Annotated in this window: 18 protein-coding genes; 9 read left to right on the top strand and 9 right to left on the bottom strand. The window is 70.0% G+C overall.

The genetic code is table 11. From position 1 onward, the window contains the following. Positions 1-85: 85 nt before the first annotated feature. Positions 86-958, top strand: a complete 873-nt coding sequence (locus ENSA5_RS21915) for an XdhC family protein (RefSeq protein ID WP_106393637.1) — start codon at positions 86-88, stop codon at positions 956-958. 138 nt (positions 959-1,096) lie between these two features. Here ENSA5_RS21915 and ENSA5_RS21910 read toward each other — a convergent pair whose 3' ends face one another. Continuing rightward, positions 1,097-1,300, bottom strand: coding sequence for an RNA polymerase sigma factor (locus tag ENSA5_RS21910; RefSeq protein ID WP_146155975.1), 204 nt, complete (start codon positions 1,298-1,300; stop codon positions 1,097-1,099). Between the two features lie 606 nt (positions 1,301-1,906). Between ENSA5_RS21910 and ENSA5_RS21900 the strand changes: the two genes are divergently transcribed. Continuing rightward, on the top strand, positions 1,907-3,700 hold the full coding sequence (locus ENSA5_RS21900) for an ArnT family glycosyltransferase (RefSeq protein ID WP_146155974.1): 1,794 nt from the start codon (positions 1,907-1,909) through the stop codon (positions 3,698-3,700). A 55-nt stretch (positions 3,701-3,755) separates the two neighbouring features. Here the strand turns inward: ENSA5_RS21900 and ENSA5_RS21895 are convergent, their stop codons facing one another. Continuing rightward, positions 3,756-4,370 carry an SOS response-associated peptidase gene (locus ENSA5_RS21895; RefSeq protein ID WP_106393633.1) on the bottom strand — a complete coding sequence of 205 codons (615 nt, stop codon included), beginning with the start codon at positions 4,368-4,370 and terminating at the stop codon, positions 3,756-3,758. 147 nt (positions 4,371-4,517) lie between these two features. Then, the gene (locus ENSA5_RS21890; RefSeq protein ID WP_181198019.1) at positions 4,518-5,363 is read right to left on the bottom strand and encodes a hypothetical protein; all 846 of its coding nucleotides are present in this window, start codon (positions 5,361-5,363) and stop codon (positions 4,518-4,520) included. A 169-nt stretch (positions 5,364-5,532) separates the two neighbouring features. Here ENSA5_RS21890 and ENSA5_RS21885 point away from each other — a divergent pair, with 169 nt between their 5' ends. Further along, positions 5,533-7,014 (top strand): SNIPE associated domain-containing protein, encoded by a 1,482-nt coding sequence (locus ENSA5_RS21885; RefSeq protein WP_106393631.1) that lies wholly within the window; start codon positions 5,533-5,535, stop codon positions 7,012-7,014. Positions 7,015-7,038: 24 nt separating this feature from the next. Here ENSA5_RS21885 and ENSA5_RS21880 read toward each other — a convergent pair whose 3' ends face one another. Next, positions 7,039-7,626 carry a nucleotidyltransferase family protein gene (locus ENSA5_RS21880; protein WP_106393630.1) on the bottom strand — a complete coding sequence of 196 codons (588 nt, stop codon included), beginning with the start codon at positions 7,624-7,626 and terminating at the stop codon, positions 7,039-7,041. Positions 7,627-7,703: 77 nt separating this feature from the next. Further along, the gene (locus ENSA5_RS21875; protein WP_106393629.1) at positions 7,704-9,554 is read right to left on the bottom strand and encodes a hypothetical protein; all 1,851 of its coding nucleotides are present in this window, start codon (positions 9,552-9,554) and stop codon (positions 7,704-7,706) included. A gap of 80 nt (positions 9,555-9,634) precedes the next feature. Here ENSA5_RS21875 and ENSA5_RS21870 point away from each other — a divergent pair, with 80 nt between their 5' ends. Continuing rightward, complete coding sequence (locus ENSA5_RS21870; RefSeq protein ID WP_106393628.1) at positions 9,635-10,498, top strand: hypothetical protein; 864 nt, start codon at positions 9,635-9,637, stop codon at positions 10,496-10,498. A 91-nt stretch (positions 10,499-10,589) separates the two neighbouring features. Here ENSA5_RS21870 and ENSA5_RS21865 read toward each other — a convergent pair whose 3' ends face one another. Continuing rightward, entirely contained in the window at positions 10,590-13,745 is a 3,156-nt protein-coding gene (locus ENSA5_RS21865; RefSeq protein WP_106393627.1) for a DEAD/DEAH box helicase, read from the bottom strand. Positions 13,746-14,071: 326 nt separating this feature from the next. On the opposite strand from ENSA5_RS21865, the gene ENSA5_RS21860 reads away from it, so the two are divergent. Further along, the gene (locus ENSA5_RS21860; RefSeq protein ID WP_106393626.1) at positions 14,072-15,205 is read left to right on the top strand and encodes a class I SAM-dependent methyltransferase; all 1,134 of its coding nucleotides are present in this window, start codon (positions 14,072-14,074) and stop codon (positions 15,203-15,205) included. On the opposite strand, the gene ENSA5_RS21855 is transcribed toward ENSA5_RS21860, so the two are convergent. Next, positions 15,198-15,593 (bottom strand): hypothetical protein, encoded by a 396-nt coding sequence (locus tag ENSA5_RS21855; protein WP_106393625.1) that lies wholly within the window; start codon positions 15,591-15,593, stop codon positions 15,198-15,200. The two genes, ENSA5_RS21860 and ENSA5_RS21855, sit on opposite strands and share 8 nt — an antisense overlap. A 58-nt stretch (positions 15,594-15,651) precedes the next feature. Here ENSA5_RS21855 and ENSA5_RS21850 point away from each other — a divergent pair, with 58 nt between their 5' ends. Both ENSA5_RS21850 and ENSA5_RS21845 read left to right on the top strand, forming a co-directional pair. Further along, the gene (locus tag ENSA5_RS21850) at positions 15,652-16,848 is read left to right on the top strand and encodes a serine hydrolase domain-containing protein (RefSeq protein ID WP_106393624.1); all 1,197 of its coding nucleotides are present in this window, start codon (positions 15,652-15,654) and stop codon (positions 16,846-16,848) included. Between the two features lie 240 nt (positions 16,849-17,088). After that, complete coding sequence (locus ENSA5_RS21845; protein WP_106393623.1) at positions 17,089-19,359, top strand: translation initiation factor IF-2; 2,271 nt, start codon at positions 17,089-17,091, stop codon at positions 19,357-19,359. Between the two features lie 138 nt (positions 19,360-19,497). On the opposite strand, the gene ENSA5_RS21840 is transcribed toward ENSA5_RS21845, so the two are convergent. Further along, on the bottom strand, positions 19,498-20,676 hold the full coding sequence (locus ENSA5_RS21840; protein ID WP_181198018.1) for an acyl-CoA dehydrogenase family protein: 1,179 nt from the start codon (positions 20,674-20,676) through the stop codon (positions 19,498-19,500). A gap of 152 nt (positions 20,677-20,828) precedes the next feature. Here ENSA5_RS21840 and ENSA5_RS21835 point away from each other — a divergent pair, with 152 nt between their 5' ends. Then, a complete protein-coding gene (locus ENSA5_RS21835; protein WP_106393622.1) occupies positions 20,829-21,569 on the top strand; it encodes a hypothetical protein in 741 nt (246 codons plus the stop codon). Positions 21,570-21,750: 181 nt separating this feature from the next. Here the strand turns inward: ENSA5_RS21835 and ENSA5_RS21830 are convergent, their stop codons facing one another. Beyond that, entirely contained in the window at positions 21,751-23,787 is a 2,037-nt protein-coding gene (locus ENSA5_RS21830) for a hypothetical protein (RefSeq protein WP_106393621.1), read from the bottom strand. A 371-nt stretch (positions 23,788-24,158) separates the two neighbouring features. On the opposite strand from ENSA5_RS21830, the gene ENSA5_RS21825 reads away from it, so the two are divergent. Next, on the top strand, positions 24,159-24,422 hold the full coding sequence (locus ENSA5_RS21825; RefSeq protein ID WP_106393620.1) for a hypothetical protein: 264 nt from the start codon (positions 24,159-24,161) through the stop codon (positions 24,420-24,422). Positions 24,423-24,824: the final 402 nt, after the last annotated feature.

Below are 24,824 nucleotides of genomic sequence, written 5' to 3'. Positions count from 1 at the left end.
CCGGAGCAGGCGCGCGCACAGCCTAGCACGCGGGCGTGGGCCGCGGCTCCTGGCTTCGCGCGAGAGGCCACAGTAAAACCACGCCATGACCTCCCCGAGCCCGGTCGGATCTGCGACCCCGGCCCAGATCGCCGCCGCCGTGCTCGACGTGCTCGAGGGTCGCGGCTTGGGTGAGGCAGCGCTCGCCACGGTCATCCGTCGGTCGGGCTCGGCTCCCCAGGTCGTCGGCGCGCGCATGTTGCTGTACGCGGACGGCTCGACGCTCGGGACCGTCGGCGGCGGCGCGATCGAGCACCAGGTGCTCGAGGCGTGTCAGCAGGTCTTGCGCACCGGCAAGGCGCGCACGGTCGAGGCGCACCTCGTGCGCGACCTCGGGATGTGCTGCGGCGGGGCCATGGAGGTGTTCGTGGACTATCTGCAGGCCGAGGCCCGGCTGATCATCGTCGGCGGCGGCCACGTCGCCCAGGCCCTCGCTCCCCTGGCGCGGTCGATCGGCCTTCGGGTCATCGTCGCCGACGACCGCGAGGAGATCCTCGAGGAGCCCTCGTTCGAGCCGGTCGAGCGCCTCGCCTACGACGCCGACGAGATCGACGAGGCGATCCCCGACCTCAGCGAGCGCGACTACGTCGTGATCGTGACCCGCGACCACGCCCGCGACGAGCGAGCCCTGGCCAAGCTCATCGAGCTCCCTCACGCCTACCTCGGCATGATCGGCAGCCGCCGCAAGGTCCACACGATCCTCGCCCGGGTCCTGCGCCGCTACGACGAGCGCGGCCGGCCGCGCCCGGACCTCGCCCGGGTCCACGCCCCGATCGGCCTCGCGCTCGGCGGCCGGACCCCGCCGGAGATCGCCGTGAGCATCGCCGCCGAGCTCATCGCCCTGCGCCACGGCGGCAGCGGCTCGACCATGAACGTGGTCCCCGAGGCGGTCGCGCGGCTCGACGCGACCGCCAAGTGATCTGCGACCCCCAACCGCCGGCGGCGACTTTGGGGGCCCCTCGCTGACGAGGAGGCCTGAGTCGAGCGCGCAGCGCTTGATTCAGGGCCAGTCCTCTGGAATGCAGACGGCTCGGCGCGAGCAGGACCGATCGACGGCTCAGTCGAGCTCGCCGCGGATCTCCGAGGCCCACCTTTCGAGACCGTCGACCGTGCTCGCCAGGACATCGGGCGAGGCCTCGAGCAGCTCCATCGCCTCGAAGAGCAAGGCCCGAGCCTTGGCCAGCCGACTGCGCATGGCCGAGTGCGACACGCCCATCATCCCGGCGATCTCGTTGGCCTTGAGCCCCAACGCCCGGGTCACATAGTTCAGGTACCAGCCGCCGAGAACTGTCCAAGATCCTCTCAAAAAAATCGCCACGAGCGGCCTATGCGCCGCTCTCCTCCGAGCTCGATGTCGCGCCTGGTCTGGGTCCGACGCCGAGCGCGACGCTCAGCTTGCCCTGTGATTTTATTGCCTCGAGCGTGCAGGCCAGCGACTCGTGGTCAAACGTGAACATGCGCTCGAGCGGGCCGCCCTCCTCCTCGAACCGACCCCACCGATCTCCACGGCGGCACTCGATGTCATGGTCGAGCCGATCGGATCGGATCCCAGGTCTCGGTGTGTTGATTGAAGGCTTCGATGTTGACGGTTGCATCTGCTGCGGATGTTGGCGCTGCTCGTTGCCGCCGTGCTCCTCTCGGAGCGGGCTCACTTCCCATATGACGACGCCTCCATCAGCTATCGGTACGCGAGAAACTTCGCCGAGGGCCACGGGCTCGACCCGGGCTTCGACGGGGGGCAGCAGCTCTTTGAGCGCGCGGGCGTAGACCTGCCGGCGCAGGCCAAGTACCGTCGCGTGTGGTCAAGAGTCGCGCGGAGATTGTCCAATTCACGCTGGGCCTGGCGTTGCCGCTGATCGTTGCCGCCGTGCTCCTCTCGGAGCTGGCTCACTTCACATATGACGACGCCTACATCAGCTATCGGTACGCGAGAAACCTCGCCGAGGGCCACGGGCTGGTCTTCAACATCGGCGAGCGCGTCGAGGGCTACACGAACTTCGCGTGGACGCTGATCCTGGCGATCGGCTACCGGCTCGGGCTCGATCCCGACCTGCTGTCCAAGGTCCTCGGAGGCGCCGCAGCCGTCGGCGCGATCCTGGTCTGCTACCTGCTGTCCCGGCGAATCCTGCCCGAGTCGACCCTCCCCCCGATCGCGCCCTGGCTGCTGGCGACCTCGCCCGTGCTCATGGGCCACTCGGTCTTCGGCCTCGAGTCGGGCTTCTTCAGCGCGCTGATGATCCTCGGGGTGTGGATGACCTTCCGCGAGGAGAAACGAGACGCCAGCGTGCCCTGGTCGGGCCTGGTCTTCGCGCTCGGCGGTCTCACTCGACCGGAGGCTCCGATGTTCATCGGGCTGACGATGCTGTTCTTGCCGGGCCCGGCGCTGTGGACCCGGGTGCCCGAAGATCGGCGGCCGGTGTTCATGTTCTTCGCGCTGGTGTTGATCGCCTCGGGCGTCCACGGCTACGTGACCCGAGAACACGAGCCGTGGCTGTGGAATGACCTCGCCATCCCGATGGCCGTGGTCGGTGTGCTCGGCGCGATCGTGGTCAGCCCCCGCACCTTCGTGTCCCGTCGAAACATCCTCCGCGGGCTGGGCTTCGTGATCCCCGTGGGCGGCCACATGCTCTGGCGCCACAGCTACTACGGCGCCTGGCTGCCCAACACCCTCGGGGCCAAGACCGGTGACCTTCAAAGGCAGGTCGTCCGGGGGACTCACTACGTCACCGACTACTTCAGCTTCGAGGGCCCGATCCTGTGGTTCGCGTTGATCGGGATCGCCTTCGGGATCGGTCGTCGAAACCGAGAGGTCCTGTGCGTCGCCGCCATCGCCATCATGGGCAGCCTCTACACCATGACGATCGGCTCGGACTGGATGAAGCTGTGGCGCTTCATGGCCCACCTCCAGCCCGAGTGGCTGCTGCTGGCGGGCCTCGGTGTCCGCGCGATCTGGTCGCTCGGGCAGCGCGTCGACTCGGCCCCCGCGACGGCGCCAAGCGAAGCCGAAGCCGAAGCCGAGTCCACCAATGAGGCCCGGAGCGAGGACGCGCAGCCCGTCCTCGACAACCGATGGGTCCACTTGGGCCTGGTCGCAGTCCTCGCGCTGACCTACCTCAGTCGGCGGGACGAGGGCCGCGAGAAGATCGAGTTTGTTGGGCCCGAGAAGAAGGACTTCCTCGCCAGGAGCGCCCCACTCCTGGTCGAGTGGTTTCAGGCCCGCGAGGAGCAATTCGGCCGCGACGAGGTCGAAGGCACCATCGCCTTGGCCGACATCGGGAAGGTCAGCTACCTGACGAACTACCCGATCCTCGACCTCCTCGGCCTCGTCGATCCCAAGATCTCGAAGCTCGAGGGTGGCTACAAGGGCAAGACGGGCCGCGCCTATCGCGATTACTTTTTCGCCGTCGAGCCCCGCTACCACCTGACCGTGACCAAGAAGAACGACTGCCTCGCCAACAAGCACACGACCGCCAGGCCGCTGATGCGAGACCCTCGCTACCACGGGATCTACGAGCCGGTCGGCGTGATCCCGCTCGAGCGGAGCCAGTGGTGCATCTACGAGCGGCGCGAGGACGCCAACCGGGTGCGGGCGCTGGGGGGCGTCCATCGCCGACCGACGAGCTTCTCCCGCCGCTTCGACGACAACGCGATGCCGAGGTGAGGCCGGCCCCGCGACGCGCGACCCTGGGCGCGGGGGCGGCTGGGCGCGCGGTGACTCAAGCCGCCGTCAGCCGCAGCGGGGGCGTCGCGGAGCTCAGCTCGCCGAGGATCGCGGCGCCGTCGTCGGCCGCGAGCCAGCGGCGGGCGTCGGCGCCGACGAGGACCACGGGCATGCGCTCGTGAAGGCGGCCGAGCTCGGCGTCGGCCTCGGTCGTCAGGATCGTGCACGAGCGCGCGGGCTTGCCGTCGATCTCGCGCTCGGTCCACAGCCCGGCGAGGCCGAACAGCGGCTGGTCGGGGAGCTCGACGGCGACGCGCTCGCGATCGGCGTCACGTCGGACCCAGAAGCGAGCGGCCGGGAGCACACAGCGGCGCCGGGCCAGGTACTTCTTGAAGCGCTTGGGCGCGGTCTCGGAGCGAAGGTTGTACTGCGGGCGCTGCTTGTAGGGCTGCTTCATCCAGCTCGGCATCAGCCCCCAGCGCGCGAGGACCAGCTCGGGGGTCGCGGGGCCCTCGGGCGCCAGGCGCAGGATCGGGACCTGAGCGGTGGGCCCGAAAGGCTCGGCCCAGGCGCTGGAGTCCGCCGGCAGGGTCAGGGTCGGGAGCTCGAGCAAGGTCGCCCACTCGCGCCAGCTGTGCTCGTCGGTTCCGGTCACGTAGCGGCCGCACATCCCGGCCGAGCATACCCTCGGGGCCGAGTCGGCTCCGCGTTGACCGGCGTCGCCCCGAGTTCCTTGCTCACAGCGCACGCCCGCGGGGCCGACGAAGCGGCGACGTGATCGCGGCCCGCGGGCCCGCGGGCCCGCGGGCGCGCAGGCTCACTCGTTGACCCCGTGGCGAAGTCGGATCAGATCGTCCTCATCGGGGCCGAGGCCGCGGAGGCTGACCTCGTCGCCGGGAGCCACGCGGCGCTTCGTGGGCCGAGGTAGCTTCATCGCAGACCAGCTCACACGCACGCGCTTCGCCGTCTTCGCCGGGCCGGCCAGCCAGGCTTCGAGGGGCTCCTTGTCGACGCGGATGTGCTCGCGCAGGTCGACGCTACGCTCGACCTCTCCACCGCGGACGACATGGAGGAACCAGCTCTCGCGCTCCGCCGCGCTCGCCCCCTCCTCGCGCGAATAGGACTCGGGGTCCTCGAGCCAGTCGGCCATCTCTCGCAGTGAGCCGCGGTCTCCGGCCAGCCACCGGAGGTCGTAGCTCCCCGCTGCGCCGCCCCCGGCGACGCACTCGAGCACGAGTCCGTCCCAGTCATCACGCGGGTCCGTGTCCTCGGCCAGCAGCGCGTCGATGTCGAGGACCTCGAAGTCCTGCTTGGCCAGGGCCTTGCGGACCCAGGCGAGCGAGCGTCGGTCGAAGTCGCCGCGCAGGTGGGTGCGCGAGACGAAGGAGCGCCCGGGCATCAGTCGCTTCACCGCCCGCATCGGGAGCCTCCCGATCACCTCGTCCAACCACTTCGTGGCCTTCCACGCGGCGCCGCGCTTGTTCATCCAAGGTTGCCCGTCCGAGGACGGGCGCCGATTCGGGAGCCAGATCGGAGACTCGTCCCCCGGCCAATAGACGAAGAAGGAGGCCTCCCGGAGCTCGACGGGGAGCCGCTTTTTTACCTGCAAGGCTTCGGGCAAGGCGTCGGCACAAAAGGCGAGCGCTGTGGGTCCTCGGGCCATATACGGACCACGATAGTCCAGCCCCGCGGCTCAGTCCAGAAGTCGCCTCGACACCACGCGCTCGCGGGGCTCGCTCGCCTCGGCGCAGACCCCCAACGAGTCCGTCGTGGTGTGGACTCTCCTACGTAACGCGCGATTTCGATAGCTTTCGCCGTGGTAGATTCGGAGAATGCTCGGTTACATCCTCGCGGCCGTCATGGCCCTCGCACTCGTCGGTACCATCCTTTTCCTCGGACAGTCCAAGCGTCGACTCGCGCAAGTTCATCAAGAAAGAGGCGACCTCGAGCAACGCCTGGCCACCGCCGAGGCCCAACTCACCCGCTTTCAGTCGATCCGCGACATCGAGGCCACGCTCGCGGCCATCCGCGCTCAGATCGTCCAAGAGCAGCAGCAGGCGCAGGCGACCATCGCTAGCTACCATGCGCAGTTCGACCAGGCTCGGGCTCAGTCCGAGGCTAACCTGGCTCAGGCCCGAGCCGAGGAAGCCCAACTTCGCGGGCAAACCGACGCCCTACGCGCAGAGCTGGCCCACCTCAACGAACAAGCGTTGTTTGAGGCGCACGGCCTCTACGAGAGCAACTATGACTTCGGGACAGCGGACGAGTACAAGAGGCGGCTCGACGATATCCGAGACCTGCAAAAGTCCATGACCAAGGAGGGCCTGGCTGCGGTCTGCCGAACGACCTGGACCGTCGAAGGCAGCGCGGCCAAGGGGCGCAAGATGATCAAGGACAAGATCAAGCTGATGCTGCGCGCGTTCAACGGCGAATGCGACGCCGCCATCGCCCGCGTCAAGTACAACAACATCGAGTCCCTGGAGAAACGAGTCACCCGAGCCCACGCCGCCATCAACAAGCTCGGCGCAGTCAACCAGTGCGAGATCACATCCGCATACTTCAAGTACAAGATTGACGAGCTCCGACTCACCCACTCATACAAAGAGAAGCGCCAGGCAGAGAAGGAGGAGCAGCGCCTGATCCGTGAACAAATGCGCGAAGAAGAGCGGGCCCAGAAGGAGATCGAGGCAGCCCAAAAAGCGGCCGAGGCCGAAGAAAGCAAGCTCACCAAGGCCATCGCCAAGGCGCAGCAGCAGGCTGAGTCGGCCGCTGGAAAACGCCACGACCAACTGTTGGCAAAAATTGACGATCTCCAGCAGAAGCTGGCAGAGACGACGTCAAAGCGCGAGCGCGCCGTCTCCCGGGCCCAAATCACCCGCAGCGGCCATGTCTACGTGATCTCGAACATCGGGTCGTTCGGAGAGCATGTTTACAAAATCGGCATGACGAGGCGTCTCGAGCCCCTGGACCGCGTCAAGGAGCTCGGCGACGCGTCCGTACCATTTCGTTTCGATGTCCACGCCATGATTTACTGCGAGGACGCTCCCAAGTTCGAGAGTGAGCTGCAACGCCGCTTCGCGGCCTACCAGGTCAACCTCGTCAACAATCGCAAGGAGTTCTTCAAGGTGTCACTGGACGACATCGAAGCTGCCGTCAAGGAGCTCCGCGGTCACGTCAGCTTCGTACGAACCGCCGCCGCCGAGGAGTTCCGCAAGTCGCAGGCCCTGCGGACGCGACGGGCTCAGCAGCGACAGCCTGCCCAGCCTGCCCAGCCCGCCCAGCAGCCCGCCCAGCAGCAGTTCGCGCACGCCTGAGCAGCACCAACTTCACTGCCCGAGTCACGGCTCGCCGCGGACACGCTGAAGCTGCGCGGGCGTGTCGATGTTGTCGAGCACCCCGGGGTCGTCGACCTCGAGCTTGCGACGCAGGCCCGCGGCCGCGCCCCGGACCAGAACCCGCGCGGTGTCGCGCGCAGGGTCGAGGGCGAGCAGCTGCGAAAACAGCCCGCGCGGCCACAGCATCGGGTGGCCCGAGCGGCCGAGGTGGGTCGGCTGCCACAGCCCCCCGGGCTCGCGGGCGTGGGCCTCGAGCAGCGCGCGGACGGTCTGGGCCCGGACCCGGGGCCGCTCGACGTGGTGGGCGACGAGCCCGTCGAGCTCGGGCGTCCGCGCGAGGGCCTGGCGGAGGCCGAGCTGGAGGGTCGAGAGCGGGCCGTCGCGCCAGCGCGAGTTGTGGACGAGCCGGGCGCCCGCGAGTGACTCGGGGTCGAGGCGATGGGCGCCGTCGACCACGAGCACGAGCTCACAGCCAGCCGCGCGCAGCAGCTCGATCCCCGCGTTGACGAAGCTGCGGCCGTCGAGCTCGACGAGGGCCTTGGCCCGCCCCATCCGCGACGAGGCGCCCGCGGCCAGGACCAGCCCGGCCACCGACCGGACGGTTCGGGCAGCTCGGGCAGGTCCGGCAGGTCCGGCAGGTCCGGCGGACCGGGCGTCCGGGTCCGCCCCTACTGGGTCTTGGCCCACGCGGCCTCGCGGGCCTCGTCGATCGACTTGGCGAGGTCGACGACCGACTTGATCTTGGCGGGGTCGGCGAACAGCAGCGACTTGGGCACACCGAAACCGAGCGAGCCCCGGTCCTGGTCGAAGCGCAGCGCGAACGCGACCTCACCGTCGAGGCCGAGCTTGGCCAGCGCGTCGCGGGCCTTGGCCGCGGCCTTGTGGACCTCCTCGGGCTGGCTTTGGTCGGCCGAGAGGGTCGTGAACACCATCTCGCCGACCTCGCTCGGGTCGACGGCGATGCAGTACTGGCAGCCCTGGGTCAGCTTGCGCGCGAGCGCGAGCCCGCCGCCGGCCTCGAGCCCGGCGTCCGAGGACTTGCCCACCCGCCGACCGATCGCGCTCATCATCGCCTTTTGGCCGACGCCGAGCGCGACGATCAGCTTGCCGTCGACGACGACCGACGCGACCTCGACCTGCGGCTTCTTGGTCCCGAAGAACCACCCGAGGTCGTCGAGCGCGGCCTGCATGGCCTTGGGGATCGTGAGCGTGAACAGATCGCCCTTGGCCTTGCCGGCCCGGACCACGCTCTTCTTGAAGCTGACCTTGTAGGCGTGGTCGGAGCTGTTGCCGGCGAGGGCGATGTGGTCGCCGAAGGCCTTCTCGGCCGCGCCAAAGACCTCGCGGATCGCGTCGCGGGCCGCGGCCTCGTCGTCGACCTCGGCCGCGAGCACGAGGGTGAACTTGCCCTTGTCGATATACGCGGCCGCGAGGACCTCGTTGCGCACGGCCCCGAGGATCCCGTGGGCGCCAGCCACGACCTCGTCGACGTAGCCGTCGAAGGGCGCGGGGATCTGGTCGACGGGGATCTGGCGGTCGAGGGCGTCGTGGAGCAGCTTCGGATCGCCCCAGGGCATGACCCACACGCCCATCGCCTCACCCGGCAGGGCCTCGGCCAGCTCGCTCGGGGCCTGGGTCGCGGGCCCGATCGGATCGAGGCCGAGGCGGCCGAAGGGCGCCTCGGCGCTGACCTGAGCCCGGAGGTCGCGGTCGCTGCCGAAGTCGCCGGTGAGCTCGAGCGACTTGGTCTCGTTGATGATCGAGCTGAGGGTGTTCGCCATGCCCCGCGGCAGCGGGAGCATGTCGCTGACGTCGATGTCGACGGGCGGGACGTTGGCAGCGGCGACCTTGACCCGCGGCTCGTCGGGCCCGACCGCGACCTGGGCTCGGAGGCCGTTGGCGACGTCGAGCCCGTCCATGCTCAGGGCGACCTCGAGCGCGCCGGACCCGGCCCGGAAGAACAGCTGCGAGTCGTTCTCGGCGAGCTGCCACAAGTTGTCGCCGAGCGGCTGCGGCTGCATGCCCGCGGGCATGCTCTCGATCGCGCGGACCGGGTCGATCGCGCTGAACACGAGCGAGAGATCCACGTCGGCGTCGGTGACCCCGGGCTGGCCCTCGTGGGGGAAGCCGAGCTCCATGGCGTGGACCCCGTCGAGGTCGATGCTCTCGAGGAAGCCGGGCCCGAAGCCCTCCTGGATGAGCATGACCCCGATGAAACTGCGCAGGTCAATTGGCGGCGCGCCGGGCTCGGGTGGCGACCACATGTTGAGCAGCTTGGCGCCCGCGTCGAGCATGTCGCCGACGCCCGTGACGCTGCCCGCGATCTCGATCTTCTCGATCGGCTCGCGCTCGACGGCGGCGCCGCCGGCCTCGGCGTTGAGCCGCCCGCCCTCGCCGGGACCGTCGCCCTCGCCGGCGATCTTGACGTTGGTGCTGGGATTGTTCTTGGTGCAGGAGGCGAGCGGGGCGGCCAGCAGCAGGGCCGCGCACAGGGTCGCTCGGGTTCGGCGTGCGCGCATGCGCGGGAGGATAGCTGGTTTCGTCGGCGAGGCCGGGGCGGGCTCTCTCGGCCGTCACGAGATCAGCTAACCTCCAGCGAATGGAGCACCTCCAGCGCTTCCTCGACCTGGTCCGTCACGAGCTGAGCTGCGACGACGCCCGCTTCGAGTTTGGCGGTCGCTCGCCCGAGCAGGCCGACTCCGTCTTCGCCGAGATCCCCGGTGGCTGGCGGGTCGTCGCGCTGTTCGCCGCGCCCCTCGATGACCCCGCCCAGCCCGAGGCCAAGCTCGCCGCGCTCGTCGAGTCCTTCGCGGGGGTCAGCGGGCTGCTGCAGGTCCGCAGCCCGCGGCTCGCGACCCCGGCCGCCAACCGCGAGATCGACGACGCCCTCGCGGTCCTCGCGGCCAAGGCCGACGCCCTGCGCGCGGTCGTGATCGACGAGGACTCGCCGGTCTTGTGGGGGACCTCCGAGGACACCCCCGGACCCGAGGACGTCGAGATCGCAATGTGGATCGGCGAGCTAGCCGACAGCGCCGCCGCGGCCGGCGTCGACATCGTCGAGCTCGTCGGCCTCGACGAGCCCACGCTGGCCAAACGCCTCGCCAAGCTCACGCCCCGCAAGCTCCGCGAACGCCTCCAGCGCAAGCTCCCGGTCATCCGCGAGCTCGGCTCCCACCGCGGCCCCGACGACTGGCCGGCCCACTTCGCGACCTGCCGCGCGATCGCAGCGGTCCGCCGCGCGCCCGAGAACCACGAGGCGATCGAGGACGACCTCGGCTGGCTCGCCCGCGACTTCGCCGGCATCTACCACGTCATCCTCGTCTACGGCGGCCCCTTCTCCGAGATCGGCGCCGCCGGAGTCATGCTCCGAGCCGTCCCCGCGATCGAGAAGCTCGTCCTCTCGCTGCCCCCAATCGACCCCGCCCCCAAGGGTGCCCGCGTCCTGCCCTTCAAACGGGTTTAGTGCGTGTTGCAACCTGTGGCTCCGCCGCAGTCACGGGAGGGACGAAGCCACGCCGTGATGGCGCCCCGTGGTTCGCCCCCCCGGACCGGACTCACACTTCGTCCCAGGCGGCGGATCCACTCACGGGCGTCGCGAGCAGGTCATCCACGTCCTCCATGGTCAGCTTCTTGCCAACCCTGGTGTCGCGGCCGAGCGCCGACTCGGCGATCTTGCGCTTCTCTGCCCCGAGCTCGACCATCTTCTGCTCGACCGTGTGCTCGACGACCAGGCGGTAGACCATGACCGGCTTGTCTTGCCCGATCCGGTGGACGCGGTCGGTCGCCTGATCCTCGACCGCCGGGTTCCACCACGGATCGTAGTGGATCACCGTGTCGGCCTCGGTCAGGGTCAAGCCCGCGCCGCCGGCCCGAAGCGAGATCAAGAACACGGGCGGCCCGCTCTTTTGCTGGAAGCGGTTGACGAGCTCCTCGCGGTTGGTGGTCCCGCCGTGGAGCCACAAGAATTCGATCTCGAGCTCTTCGAGGACCTCGGCGATCAGCTTCTGCATCTCGACGAACTGCGAGAACACCAGGGCCTTGCGCCCGGACCCGACGCACTCGGCGATCAGCTCGCGGAACGCGTCCATCTTGGTCGAGGGTGGGACCGCGCTGCCCTCGGGCAGCGAGAGCAGGCGCGGATCCGTGCAGACCTGGCGCAGGCGCGTGAGCGCGGCGAGGATCGTCATCTGCGACTTCTCGATGCCGACCTCGCCGACGCGGGTGTCGATCTCGGTCTTGGCGGCCTTGAGGATCCGGTTGTAGAGCGCGAGCTGGCTGCGCCCGAACTGGACGAAGATCGTCTGCTCGGTCTTGGGCGGCAGCTCGGACGCGACGTCCTCTTTGCGCCGCCGCATGATGAAGGGCCGGATCCGCGCGCGCAGGGTCTCGATGGCCTTGTGGTCGCCGTCCTCGATCGGCTTGACGTAGTTCTTCTGAAACTCGCTGAGCTTGCCGAGGAAGCCCGGCGCGAGGAAGTCGAAGATCGCCCACAGATCGACGAGGTGGTTCTCGATCGGGGTGCCGCTGAGCGCGAGGCGATGGTCGGCCTTGAGCTTCTTGGCCGACTTGGCCGTGCTCGTGGTCCAGTTCTTGATGTACTGGGCCTCGTCGAGGATGACGTAGCGAAAGCGGATCTTGGCCAGGTCCGCGATGTCGCGGCGCAAGATCGCGTAGCTGGTCACGACGACGTCGGTCTTCTTGAGCAGGCGGCGGTTCTCGGACCGGTCGGTGCCGTGCCAGACCAACACCGAGAGGCTCGGCGCCCACTTCTTGACCTCCTGGCGCCAGACCCCGAGGACCGAGGTCGGGCCGATGATCAGCGAGGGCATGTCGCCGTCGGACTCCTTGGCCTTGGCCAGCAAGGCCAGGGCCTGCACGGTCTTACCCAGGCCCATGTCGTCGGCGAGGATCCCGGCCATCTGGTTGTCGTGCAGCTGCCACAGCCACGCGTAGCCAGACTTTTGGTAGTCGCGGAGCTTGGCCGTGAGCGCCTTGGCCTTGCGCGGGGCCCGGGCCGAGCGCTTGCCGGTCATGTTGGCCATCAGCTTCTTGACGTCCTTGGCGACCTTGGCCGTCGGGACCTCTTGAAGCAGGCGCGCGAGGGTCCCGAGCTCGAGGGTGCTGACCTCGGAGTTGCCCTGCTTGTCGAACTGCAGCGAGCCCGCGGCCTCGGCGACGGGCTCGAGGATCTTGGGATCGAGCTTGGCGACCGAGCCGTCGGCGAGCTCGACCCAGCGCCGGCCCTCGTGGAGCCAGCGCAGCAGATCGCGAAACGAGATCAGCCCGGTCTCGCCCTCGACGTCGACGACGGCCTCGACGTCGAGGACCGAGCCGCCCGCGCTCTTGACCGAGATGCTCGGCGAGGGTGACTTGCTGCGCAGCTTGGGCAGCTTGGGGACTTTCTTCTCCCAGGCCTCGGGCAGCAGCGGCAAGCCCGCGACGATGAACTCGATCGCGGTGTCGCCGAGGGCGACGAAGGCCTCGTCGGCGTCGCTCCAGCGCAGCTTGCCGTCGTAGAGGACCTGGCGCGCGCGGGTCTCGGCCTCGATGTCGCGGTAAAAGGCGATGGTCTGATCCCCGCCGGAGGCCGAGACCGTGGCGGAGTAGCGGGCCGACTCGGGCTCGTGGCCGCTGACGCTGAGCGTGACGTTGTCGTAGCGGGCCGCGAGGGTCACGGCGATCTTGTTGGCCCCGCCGACGATCGTGACGATGAAGTTGTCGACCTCGCGCGAGTCACTGGCGAGGTTGAACACGTCGCGTTGGGGCACGCCGACCGACTGGAGGCTCTCGCTGAGCTTGTCCATCTCTTCGGCGGCGACGCTCGCGTCCATGACGATCAGCGGGCGCTTGGCGATCGCCTCGAGGGTCCACGGCGGGGTCTCGGGGACCAGGAAGATCTCGGCGGTCTCGGGCCACAAGAACCAGGTCGGGGCCCCGACGATGATCCGGCCCTTGTCGACCTCGAACTCGCGCTCGGAGTGCTTGTGCTGCAAGAACGCACGGAGCTCGACGCGGTGATCTTTGTCGCGGGTCTCGGCCTCGACGCGCAAAACCAGCGGCTCGGGCACGAAGATCAGCTTGCCGACGCCCTTGATCGAGACCGAGGCCTCGCGGGCGAAGTACAGCATCCCGGCCAGGGCGACGTCCTCGAGCACGTGGGCGCCGTCGTCGGTCTCGTCGATCTCCTGGTCGAGGAAGTGCTGGATCAGCTTGTCGACCATCGCCATGCCCTGGCGCTTGCGCTTGGCCGCCGAGACCGCGGACCCGGCCCCGAACACCGTCACGTTCCAGACCCCGCGACGCTGCTCGATCTGGTAGCGATTTTGGCTCTTGGCGTCGACGTTGGTGACCCAGGGGTTTTGGGTCATGGTCAGCTCGCCGCCGGCCAGAAATTGCTTGCGCAGCTCGAGGGCCAGGGCGACGCCGTGGTGACAGATCTTCTCCCACCCGTCCGTGAAGGTCGGGCACGAGCAATTGCACTCGAGCTTGGTGCCCTTGCCGCCGCGGGTCACGACGCGCTTGAGCGAGGTCGAGTGGGGCACGGGGTGCGTGCCCTTGACCTTGCCGCGGACGCTATCGCCGTCGACGACGATGTCGCTGACCGCGTTGTTCTTGAACAGCTCCTGACCGGCCTTCATGGCCTTGGGGCTGGCGACACGCACGAGCGCCTCGGGGGCGAGGAGGGGGACCAGGTTGTCGAGCTTGCTCAAAGCTTTCGCTCCATCGCTCCGCCCGCGGCGTATCGGTTTGGGCCGCTGACGTCGCCCAGGTGCACTCGTGGCCCACTCGTGGGGCCCCGAAGCGCGGCCTGGCCGTTGGCGCCCGGCCCTCGCCGAGACGGCGGAGAGCTCGTTTGGGCAGGATCCAGGACGAGATTGGGCGCGTGATCACCCAGTCCGACATACTCGGACGGGCTCTCGCGCACAGGGGCAACCTCTATCACGGAGATCCGCCCCGGTCTACACACGCGGGCCGCGAGGGAAGTGCGGGTGGCGCGGGCTGACGGGGCCGCGAAGTTGGGCCAAGGTGGGGGCCGATGGCACGAAAGCCCCGCCCAGCAGCACCCGGCCCCGGGGGCCTCGACGGTCTCAACCCCGACGATCCAGGCGTCCGGATGCTGGCCGAGATCGCGCGGACGGTCGAGCCCCGCGCGCTCGCCCTGGTTCACTGTGGGGATCTGCCCGGGCTGCGCGCGGGCGCGACCCGCCTGATCCTCGACGTGCGCGAGCGCACTGGTTCGCCACACGAGTGCATCGCCGACCTCGGGCGCGAAGATCCGAGCGCGCCGCCGCCCTTCGGCGACGCGCGCTTCGAGGCCGCGATGGTCTGGCCGCGGGCCCACCTCGGCAAGGACTTCTCCGAGGCCTGCCTGGCCCTCGGCGCCCTCGCGCTGGCCGAGGGCGGGCGGCTGTACTGCGCGGCGCGCAAACAAAAAGGTGGCAAGAGCCTGGCCAGGACCATGCGCGCGCTGCTCGGTGACGAGGCCGTCGAGGTCGTCGGCCGGGACCGCGGCTACCACCTCTATCGGGGCGTGCGCGGGCCTGACTTTCGGGCCGAGCTCGCCGACGAGCTGAGCACGAGGTCCTACGAGATCCGCGATCCCGCCCTCGGGCAGCTGGCCCTCGACAGTCGCCCGGGGGTGTTTTGCCGCCGCGAGCTCGACGCGGGCACCCGCGCCCTGATCGCGGTCACCGACGCGATCTTGCGGCGCGACGACGCGGCCGGGTCCGCGCCGCCGCGCCGGGTCCTGGATCTGTGCGCGGGCATCGGACCGCTCGCGCTGTGGGCCGCGTCGCGCCTCGAGCACGCCCAGGTCGTGGCCGTCGAGAGCAACCTGCGCGCGTGCGCGTTGATCCGGCACAACGCGGCGCGCAACCAGCTCGAGCAGCGGGTCCGCGTGATCGAGCACGACGGACCGCCCGAGCCCGAGCCGAAGGCCGCGGTCGAGCTGGCCCTGCTCAACCCCCCGACCCACGCCGACGCGGCCACGCTCACGCGCCTCCTCGACCTCCGGCCCTGGCTCGCGCCGGGTGGTCGGATGATCCTGGTCGTGAGCCGACCCCACCGCGCGGTCGAGATCCTGACCGAGCTCGGCGCGGAGATCGAAGGCGGCGAGCGCGACGGCTACTTCGTGCTTCAGGCCCGCTTCGGCCGGCGGCGGCCTACTTGATCCGTCGGGTCTGCTTGGCGCGCTGGTAGTCGGACTTGAGCGCCGAGATCCCGGCCGCGTAGATGGCCCAAAACGCGATCCCAACCAGGACGCCCGTGATGATCGACGCGAACACCGGGGCCTCGACCCGGATCCCGCGCAGCTCGGCCGCGGCCCGACCGAGGGCGACGATGAAGAAGAACAGCGCGAAGCTGGTCGCGACGGCGCGGACGATCTGGAGGCCCGACAAGCGCGGCTGCCGACCGAGGCCCGAGCGGTCCGACTCGATCCACTGGAGCAGGACCCGCAGCCACGCGCCGATCGCCGGGAGCAACAAGGTCCCGACCAGGCCCGAGAGGCCAGAGACCGCGAGCTCGAGCTCGTCGGGTCCGATCAGAGTCTCGCCCACGTCGCGGGCATCCTACGTCCAACTGGACACGGCCGCGACCTCGGCGTAGTTCGCAGGGGTGGCCCCCGCAGTCCGCCTCGCGTGCGCGATCTCGTTGGCGCTGACCACGGCAGCGTGCACCCACACGAGCGTCAAGCAGCCCGACGAGCTGCGCAGCGCCGCGCTGGCCACGGTCGGCGAGGGCCGCGGCGAGTCGCCGGGGCTCGTCGTCGCGACGGTCCGCACGAACGGGGCGCCGACGATCGAGGTCGACGCGGGCGGGGTCGCGGCCCTCGCCGACGGTCGGCCCGTCCACGCCGACACGGCCTTCTTGTGGTTCTCGATCACCAAGCTGTTCACGGCCACGGCGATCATGCAGCTGCACGAGCGCGGCCAGCTCGACATCGACGCGCCGATCCGCGACCTCCTCGGTGACGAGCTCGCGATCGACGAGCCCAGCCACAGGCCGATCACGGCGCGGGATCTGCTCAGCCACTCGAGCGGGCTCGGCAACCCCTCGGTCTGGGCCGGGGCCGCGCCCTCGGGCCGCGAGCGCGCGCGGCTTCAGGTCCAGCTCGCCACGCTGCTCGCCGAGCACGGCCGGCGGCTCCGCTATCGCCCGGGCCAGGGTCAAAGCTACTCGAACCTCGGCTACCTCGCGCTCGGGCGCATGATCGAGCTGGCCGACGGGCGCGACTACGAGACCTACGTCCGCGAAGAGATCCTCGCGGTCCTCGGCATGGAGCGGACCGGCTTTCGCTGGGCGCCGCTGCTCGACGACGCGGCCGTCGGCCACGGGCGCAAGGGCGGGTTTTGGACGACCGTCGCCAAATCCGTGGCCAACCCCGAGGTCTTCGGCCCCCCGCTGCCGCGCTGGGTCACGACCGTGTACTTCGAGGTCGAGGGCACGCCCTACGGCGGGCTGATCGGGACCGCGGGCGACCTCGCCAAATTCCTCGGCGCGCACCTCCAGCACGGCCAGTGGCAGGGCCGGCGGATCCTCTCGCCCGCGTCGGTCGAGGCGATGCAGACCGTCCAACAGGACTTCCGCGGCCGCCCGCTCGACTACGCCCTCGGCTGGCACACCCAGGTCATCGACGGCGAGCGCTACTTCAACCACATGGGCAAGGGCGGCGGCTACCGCCCGGCCGTCCGCATCTGGCCCGGCCGCCGCTACGGTGTGGCGATCCTGACCAACCGCACGCGCTACGACCCCCGGCCGCTCACACGCAGCGTCCCGCCCCTGCCCGAGCCGGGCCGCACGGGCGCCGACTGAGCCCTCGCGCAGGGCCGGGGGGGACGCGGCGTGTGAGCGGCGTCCGGATCGCCACCTTGGGCGCGCTCAGGCTATTTCTGCGCGTCCTGGGCCCCGCCCTCCCCGCGGCGGCCTTGCGCGACCCCGGTCGGTCGCGTATCGAAGGGGCCGAGCGCCAAGCTGTCTTTGGACTGGCCTCGCGTTCCATCCACGCCCCGACCAGTCGCGCCCAGCGCGAGCCTCGGGCAGCCGCCGCTCCCCATGTCTTCCGGCTCGAACGACAAGCCAAAGCCCGCCGACGCAGCACCCGAGGCCGACCAGGCCGAGCCTGCGCCTGGCAACAAGCGAGTGATCCGCGACGCCGAAGGCGTCATCGTCGGGGCTCGCAGCGCGGGTCCCAAGATCCTCGGCGTCATCGATCTCAAGTCCTCATCCAAGGCCAAGGCCAAGGCCAAGTCCAAGCGGACCCCGGCCAAGGGTGGCGGGCGCGGGAGCGGGCGCAAACGAGAGGTCAAGATCGCGCCCGCCGACGAGCAGCCCAAGGGCCGGGCCAGCGCCCGCAAGGCCCGCGAGGTTCGCTCGTCGCGGCGGATGCCCGGACGCCGCGCCGCGCGAAGGGGCAAGCCCTCGAGCGCGGGCACGGCCGAGATGAGCGCCGAGAAGAAGCGCGTGCGCGTCGACGAGGCGATCTCGATCGGGGAGCTGGCCAAGCAGATGGGCGTCAAGGCGCCCAAGGTCATCCGGGTCGTGTGGGGCATGGGCATCCGCAACGCGACCGTCAACGCGACGATCGACGTCGAGACCGCCGAGCTGGTCGCGGCCGAGTTCGGCTATCGGGTCGAGGACGTGTCCTTCGACGAGGCCGAGCTCCTCGACGCCGAGGACGGCGAGGCCGAGGTCGGGGAGCTGCGCGCTCCGGTCATCGCGGTCATGGGCCACGTCGACCACGGCAAGACCACGCTCCTCGATCGCCTCCGCGGAGCCGAGGTCGCCGCGGGTGAGGCCGGCGGCATCACCCAGCACGTCGGCGCCTACCGGGTTCGGACTTCGGCCGGGCCCGTGGTCTTCGTCGACACCCCCGGCCACGCCGCGTTCACGGCCATGCGCGAGCGCGGAGCTCAGCTGACCGACATCGCGGTGCTCGTGGTCGCGGCCGACGACGGGGTCATGCCGACGACCGTCGAGGCCCTGCGCCACGCCCTCGCCGCCGAGGTCCCGATCCTCGTCGCGGTCAACAAGTGCGATCTCCCCGCCGCCGACGTCGCCAAGGTCGAGCGGCAGCTGATGGAGCACGGCGTCCTGTCCGAGACCCACGGGGGCGAGACGCCGATCGTGCAGATCTCGGCCAAGACCGGGGCCGGCCTCGACGAGCTCCTCGACCAGCTCGCGATCCGAGCCGAGCTGCTCGAGCTCCGGGCGAGCGCCGAAGGCCGCGCGACCGGGCTCGTGCTCGAGTCCCGCATCGATCGCGGCCGCGGCGTGATCTCGACCCTGCTCGTGCAAGGCGGCACCCTCAGCCGCGGCGACGTGATCGTGGCCGGTGAGTCGAGCGGACGGGTCAGCGCCCTGATGCCGCTCGGCGACGTCGGCGACGACGAGCCCGACGCGGCCGCCGACAAGCCCAAAAAGAAGAGCAAGGCCAAGGCCAAGGCCAAGGCCAAGGCCAAGAAACCCAAAAAGGCCATGACCACGGTCCAGTCGACCGGGCCCTCGACGGTCGTCGAGATCTCCGGCCTCGACGACCCGCCGCCCGTCGGCATCGCGTTCAACGCCGTCGAGGACGACAAGGCGGCCAAGCAGCTCGTGACCCACCGCCGCGAGCAGCGACGCCGCCGCGAGGGCGCGCGCTCGGGCGCCCCGAGCTTCGCCGACCGCCTCGCCGCCGAGCGCCGGGCCGAGCTCCCGACCATGGCCCTGGTCCTGCGCGCCGACGTCCAGGGCTCGCTCGAGGCCGTCGAGCAGGTCATCGCCGAGATCCGCAGCGAGAAGGTCCACACCAAGATCATCTCGACGGGCGTGGGCGAGATCACCGAGGGCGACATCAAGCTGGCCACGACCGCGCGCCAGGCCGGCCACAACGTGGTCCCGGCGATCCTCGGGTTTGGGGTCAAGGCCGGGGCCAAGGTCACCGGGCTCGCCGACGCCGACGCCATCCCGATCCGCTGCGCCAAGGTCATCTACGAGCTCGGAGATCAGCTCGAGGCCTTGATGATCGACCAGCTCGAGCCCAGCTACGTCGAGCACCCGCTCGGCAAGGCCGAGGTCCGCAAGCTGTTCCCGACCTCGTCCGGCCACGTCTGCGGCTGCCGGGTGCTCGACGGCAAGATCTCGCGTAACGCCGGGATCCGGGTCCTGCGCGAGGGCGAGCTCGTGGCCTCGACCAAGCTCGCCTCACTGCGGATCGTCGACCGCGACGTCAAAGAGGTCGGCACCGACCAGGAGTGCGGGATCTTGCTGGCCGAGCACGGCGACATCCGCGAGGGCGACGTGCTCCAGGCCTTCGAGCTCGAGGCCATCCCCCCCAGCCTCTAGGTCTAGATCAAGCGCTGAATTCAAGCGCTGAATGATTTAGGGCTCGCACGAGCCGCAAGGCGAGCGTTCGGGGTGAGCGGAGGGGGCCTTGCCGCCGCAGCGAGGGGCCTGTTTGAAAGGCCCCTCGAAGACTAGCGATCAGGCCTTCCCGGAGGCTTTCCACATCCGGGTGAGGTCCTTGGTCAGGTTCTTTTGGTGGGCCTCGATCGTGCCGCCGCCGATCTCGAGCAGCTTGGCGTCTCGCCACAGGCGCTCGACCGGAAACTCGCGGCAGTAGCCGGCCCCGCCCATGACCTGCATGGCCCAGTCGGCGCAGGTCTTGCCGACCGGGGCGGCGAACAGCTTGGCCGCGTCCGAGCCGACGCGGGCGCGGGTCTCGGGCCCGAGGTCGCGCGCGACGTTGTAGGTCAGGCACTTGGCCGCGAGCATCATCGCGTAGCCCTCGCCGATGTAGCGCTGGATCTGGCCGAAGCGGTTGAGCGACTCGTTGAACGCCCGGCGCTGCTCGGCGTAGTCGACCATGATCTCGACGCAGCGCTCGGCGATGCCGACGCTCATGGCCGCGAGGGTCAGGCGCTCGATCTCGAGGTTGCGCATCATGTGGGTGATGCCGCCGCCCTCCTCGCCGAGCAGGTTGCTCGCGGGGATCCGGCAGTCCTCGAAGATCAGCTCGGACATCGTCGAGCCGCGCATGCCGAGCTTCTCGATGTGCTTGCTGGTCGAGAAGCCCGGGCAGTCGCGGTCGACCACGAAGGCGGTGATCCGGTCGTCGAGCTTGGCGTAGACCAAGAAGCAAAAGCCCTCGGGCCCGTTGGTGATGTAGGTCTTGGTCCCGTTGAGCACGTAGGCGTCGCCGTCGCGCGCGGCCGTGGTCTTCATCCCGAGCACGTCGGTCCCGGCGCCCGGCTCGGTCATGCCCATGCCCGCGATCCACTCGCCGCTCATGACCTTGTCGAGGTAGCGCTCGCGCTGCTCGGGGTTGGAGCAGTGGTAGAAATTGTTGACGAACAACATCGAGTGGGCGAGGTAGGCCAGGCAAAAGCCCGGGTCGACCTTCGAGAGCTCGTGGTGGACGATCGTGGCCGCGACCGCGTCCATCCCGGCGCCGCCCTCGTCTTCCGGAACGGTGATCCCGAGCAGCCCGAGCTCGCCCAGCTTGCGAAACAGGCCGACGTTGAGCTCGCCCTTCTCGTCGAACTCGGCGGCCTGAGGCTCGACCTCGCGGCGGGCGAAGTCGGCGATCGTCTGGCGTAGCAGGCGGTGTTCCTCGCTGGGATTGAACAACTCGTCCGAGGGCGTCGACATCGCGGTGAACATACATCAGAACCGGCGACCGACCCGCCCGAGCGCCGATCCAGGTCCGCCGACGAGTGAGCTGACTCCGGTCGCCCGAGCCGTCGGGGGCCCAGCGCCTGGCGGCGCCGGCCTTCGACGCCCGCGGGGACCCGCGCCCGGGGTATCGTGAGGTCATGGCCGGCGACGACAATGGGTATGACGAGGACCTCAGCGGCGACGACGAGCGCGACGCCGTCGCGGACGCAGATGCGATGGCCGACGAGCTCGAGGACGAGCTCGCGGAGGCGGTCCGCAAACCGGCCACCGCGCTGCCGGTCACGCTCGCCGTCCCGGCCCTGGTCCTGACCGCCGCGATCGCCTTGCCCCTGCACCCCGAGGGCTTCAGCTTCGCGCAGCTGCTCTACGCCTCGTTCCTCCGCAGCCCGCTCGAGGGCCTGATCATGCTGATCGGCTTCGGGTCGCCGTTTTGCTTCGGCGCGATCGTGCTGGCGCTCGCGGCCCTCGGGCCTCGGGTCGTGCCGCGCGTGGGCGAGCGCCTGCTGGTCGTCAACTTGAGCTTTCTCCACGCGCAGCTGCTGCTCGTGGGCTTCATGCTCGCGTCGCGTGGGCAGGGGATGATGCCGCTCGCGCTGCTGGGCTTCGCGCTCGTGAGCGGGGGCTACTTCACGGTCCACCACGCGCGCGAGGCCGCGGCCGGCGGCGGGGTCGACGAGGACGGCCAGGCCGCGCGCTCGGGTCCGACCCAGCGGTGGTTGGTGCGCTGGGGCGCGACCGTGCTCGTCGCCGTGTGCGGGTGGATTCGGCTCCAGCTCCTGATCGGCGTGCGGCTCGGGTGGGCGATCGAGGTCATGCTCGCGGCGGGCGTGGCGATGGCGGTCATGCTCACTCGCCGGCGATCGCTCGAGCGCCCTTAGGTGGTCGCGTTAAAAGACCGCGGACCGACCTTCGGAGAAGACCGGTCCGTGGACGCGCACGCGAGCGTGGGAGCGTTCGCAGAGAAGGAGCGGGAGAGTGGGAGACCGAGAGAGCGAGCAGCGGTCGCGCGGGAAGAGGGGAGCGTGCGCGGCGACAGCCTCACACCTCCGCTGACGACGGTCAACTGGGCGTCGGGTCTTCGCTGGGCTCGGGCGCGTCGCTGACCGCTGGTGCCTCGCCGCCGGCTGCCGCATCGACTGCGGGCTCCGCCGCTGGCGGATCGTCGGCTCCGATCTCGCTGGCCCCGTCGTCGCCGCTCGCCCCGTCGCCGCTCGCCCCGTCGCCGCTCGCCCCGTCGCCGCTCGGCGCTGGCGCTTCGCTTGCGGCCTCGCTCGCGCTGGCTTGGACATGCCTGGGATCCCGCGCAGGGGCGCCTCGCTGTCCGCGGCAGTCGTCGCACATGCGATCGACCGGGGGCTCGGCGGCGTCGGGATCGGCGGAGCTGAGCTTCATCCCGGGCACGTACACCCACGAGCCGCTGCAGCCCGAGACCTGGCAGGGCATGACCTCGGCGCCCGCGGGCATCTGCACGCCCTGGGACGAGCGGATGACGAACTGGCTGCGCGAGCACTCCTCGCACAGACGGATCGGATCTCGGGTGCGCCCGGCGAGGAAGTCCTGCAGCTGCGAGCCCGTCTTGTAGGTCCAGGTCTTCTCGCAGTCCGGACGGCCGCAGGTGACCTCGCGATCGCCACGGCCGCGGACGAACTCGAAGCAGCTGTTGCACATCCGTCGCGGCGGCTGCGGGAGCTCGGTGACCTCGTCGCGGCCGTCGAGGGCCGCCCACGCGCGCAGCTGGCCTTCGCGCTCCCACGCCCAGGTGTTGGTGCAGCCGTGAACCTTGCAGGGGATGTGGATCGGCTCGAGGTGGCCCATGCGCTCGAAGCAGCGCTCGCACAGCTTCTCGGGCGGACCCTCGTGGATCTTGCGCCTGCGCCTGCGCTTGCGCCTGCGCTTCTTGCCTGGGGTCTTGGCTTGGCCGCCGTCGGTCGGCGCCGCGACGCTCGCCTGACCCGCGCTCGACGACTCGGCCTGAGCTTCGGCGGTGCTCGACGCCTCGGCCGCGCTCGACGCCTCGGCCGCGCTCGACGACTCGGCCGCGCTCGACGACTCGGCCGCGCTCGACGACTCGGCGGTGCTCGACGACTCGGCCGCGCTCGCGTCGGCCTCGGCGGTGCTCGACGACTCGGCCGCGCTCGACGACTCGGCCGCGCTCGACGCCTCGGCCGCGCTCGACGGCTCGGCCGCGCTCGACGACTCGGCCGCGCTCGACGACTCGGCCGCGCTCGACGACTCGGCCGCGCTCGACGACTCGGCCGCGCTCGACGACTCGGCCGCGCTCGCGTCCGCCTGGTCCGGCGCCGCTTCGACCGTTGGCGCCGCCACGGCGGCAGGGTCCGCCACGACGGGACCCGCCGCGCCATCCGCCTCGACAGAGCTCGCCGCGCTGGCGGCCTCGCGCTCGCGCTGCTCCTCGGCCTCTTCGGCCTCGATCTTGGCTTGCTGACGACGGACCCAGGCCCGATGACGCAGCTGAGCCTGACGTGGCCAGGTCCACGAGTTGCGACACTCGGGGATCTTGCACTTGATCTGGACGTCCTCGGTGGTCTTGTCTTCCTCGAAGCACTGCTCGCACAGACGGTGCGGCGGCTTGAGCTTTTCCTGGCGCTCGCGCTGGTAGAGCTGGGCGCCGCGACTCCACGTCCAGGTGTTGGCGCACCAGCTGTTGCGGCAGGGCATCGCGCGATCTTCGATGCCCTCGAACTGTGCGAGGTGCTCGGAGCACATCCGCTTGGGCTCGGGCTTGCCGAGCGAGCGGATCTGCTGGGTGCCGTACCAGGTCCAGGTCTTGGTACAGCCGGCGATCCGACAGGGCATCTCGCGGTCGGCGACGCCTGCGAACAAGCCGGCGGTCAGCGGCTGCTCGCTGCTGCGGTCTCGCCGACCTCGGTCATCGCGGCCACGATTGTCCCGGCGGCCGCGACCCTCGCGGCCACGACCCTCGCGGCCCCGAGAATCCTTGCCCTCGCGCCGCTCACCGCCGCCGCCCTTGCCCTTGCCCTTGCCCTTGCGACCACGCCGCCGGCCACGGTCAGAGCTCGGGCGCTCGCCGCTCGCTTGGGGGGCCTTCGACTCGCCAGTGGGGGTGTCCGCCACGGGGCGAGTATCTGTCTCAGCCGCGCCGACGTCTAGTCCTAAATCAAGCGCTGAATTTAAAAAGCTGAATGATTTAGGGCTAGTACGAGCCGCAAGGCGACCCTTTGGAGTGAGCGAAGGGGGCTTTTCCGCCGCAGCGAGGGGCCTTTTTGAAAGGCTCCTTGAAGATTAGAAGGCCTGAGTCGAGCGCGCAGCGCTTGATCCAGGCCTCGTGCCACAAGCCCGGCGCGGAGCCCGAAACTCGCGAAGACTGCCCATCCGGGGGGTCACGATGGGTCTGGAGCGAGGAATGCCATCCCAGAGCCGGGGTTGCCGGCGGGCACGCCCGCGGAACTGTCCTATACTCGCAGGCCCAACCCCTCGGAGAATCCATGGCACTCGGAGCACTCGTCCTCCTCGCTACAGCCGTCGGCGGAGGAACCTACGCCTACGCCAAGACCAAAAACGCCAGCAACGGTCAGGCCGCGGCCGCTGGAGTGGCCACAGGCGCAGGGACCGCGGTGACGGCCTTCCTGGTCTCGGCGCTGCTCCCCTTCCTCGCCCTCGCCGCGATCGTCGGCGTACCTGCTGCGGGCGCGTACTTCTATCTCAACAAAGACAAGCGCAAAGCCCTCGGCCCCGGCAAGGGCCTGTAGGGGCTGTTTTAGACCCCCCCGAACGTCTGCAACTTTGCCACGCACGGCCGCAAGCGGCCGGTCGCTCCTCGCTCCGCTCGTCGCTCGGTGGGCTGGTATGAGCTACGCAGCCCTCTCCGTGGCCCCCTAAAAGGGGGCTGTTTTAGACCCCCCCGAGCGTCTGCAACTTTGCCACGCACGGCCGCAGGCGGCCGGTCGCTCCTCGCTCCGCTCGTCGCTCGGTGGGCTGGTATGAGCTACGCAGCCCTCTCCGTGGCCCCCTAAAAGGGGGCTCCTTTAGACCCCCCCGAGCGTCTGCAACTTTGCCACGCACGGCCGCAGGCGGCCGGTCGCTCCTCGCTCCGCTCGTCGCTCGGTGGGCTGGTATGAGCTACGCAGCCCTCTCCGTGGCCCCCTAAAAGG

This window comes from Enhygromyxa salina (genome assembly GCF_002994615.1).
Classification (GTDB): Bacteria; Myxococcota_A; Polyangia; order Nannocystales; family Nannocystaceae; genus Plesiocystis; species Plesiocystis salina_A.
This window is presented reverse-complemented; position numbering and strand designations above follow the sequence as displayed.

Coding starts and splice junctions, on each gene's coding strand:
- ENSA5_RS21895 (WP_106393633.1), bottom strand. CDS start 4,370: ATGTGCGGCCGCTACGTGACCGGAACCGACGAGCACAGCTGGCGCGAG.
- ENSA5_RS21870 (WP_106393628.1), top strand. CDS start 9,635: ATGGAGCACCTCCAGCGCTTCCTCGACCTGGTCCGTCACGAGCTGAGC.
- ENSA5_RS21835 (WP_106393622.1), top strand. CDS start 20,829: ATGGCCGGCGACGACAATGGGTATGACGAGGACCTCAGCGGCGACGAC.
- ENSA5_RS21825 (WP_106393620.1), top strand. CDS start 24,159: ATGGCACTCGGAGCACTCGTCCTCCTCGCTACAGCCGTCGGCGGAGGA.
- ENSA5_RS21860 (WP_106393626.1), top strand. CDS start 14,072: ATGGCACGAAAGCCCCGCCCAGCAGCACCCGGCCCCGGGGGCCTCGAC.
- ENSA5_RS21885 (WP_106393631.1), top strand. CDS start 5,533: ATGCTCGGTTACATCCTCGCGGCCGTCATGGCCCTCGCACTCGTCGGT.
- ENSA5_RS21915 (WP_106393637.1), top strand. CDS start 86: ATGACCTCCCCGAGCCCGGTCGGATCTGCGACCCCGGCCCAGATCGCC.
- ENSA5_RS21875 (WP_106393629.1), bottom strand. CDS start 9,554: ATGCGCGCACGCCGAACCCGAGCGACCCTGTGCGCGGCCCTGCTGCTG.
- ENSA5_RS21890 (WP_181198019.1), bottom strand. CDS start 5,363: ATGGCCCGAGGACCCACAGCGCTCGCCTTTTGTGCCGACGCCTTGCCC.
- ENSA5_RS21845 (WP_106393623.1), top strand. CDS start 17,089: ATGTCTTCCGGCTCGAACGACAAGCCAAAGCCCGCCGACGCAGCACCC.
- ENSA5_RS21840 (WP_181198018.1), bottom strand. CDS start 20,676: ATGTTCACCGCGATGTCGACGCCCTCGGACGAGTTGTTCAATCCCAGC.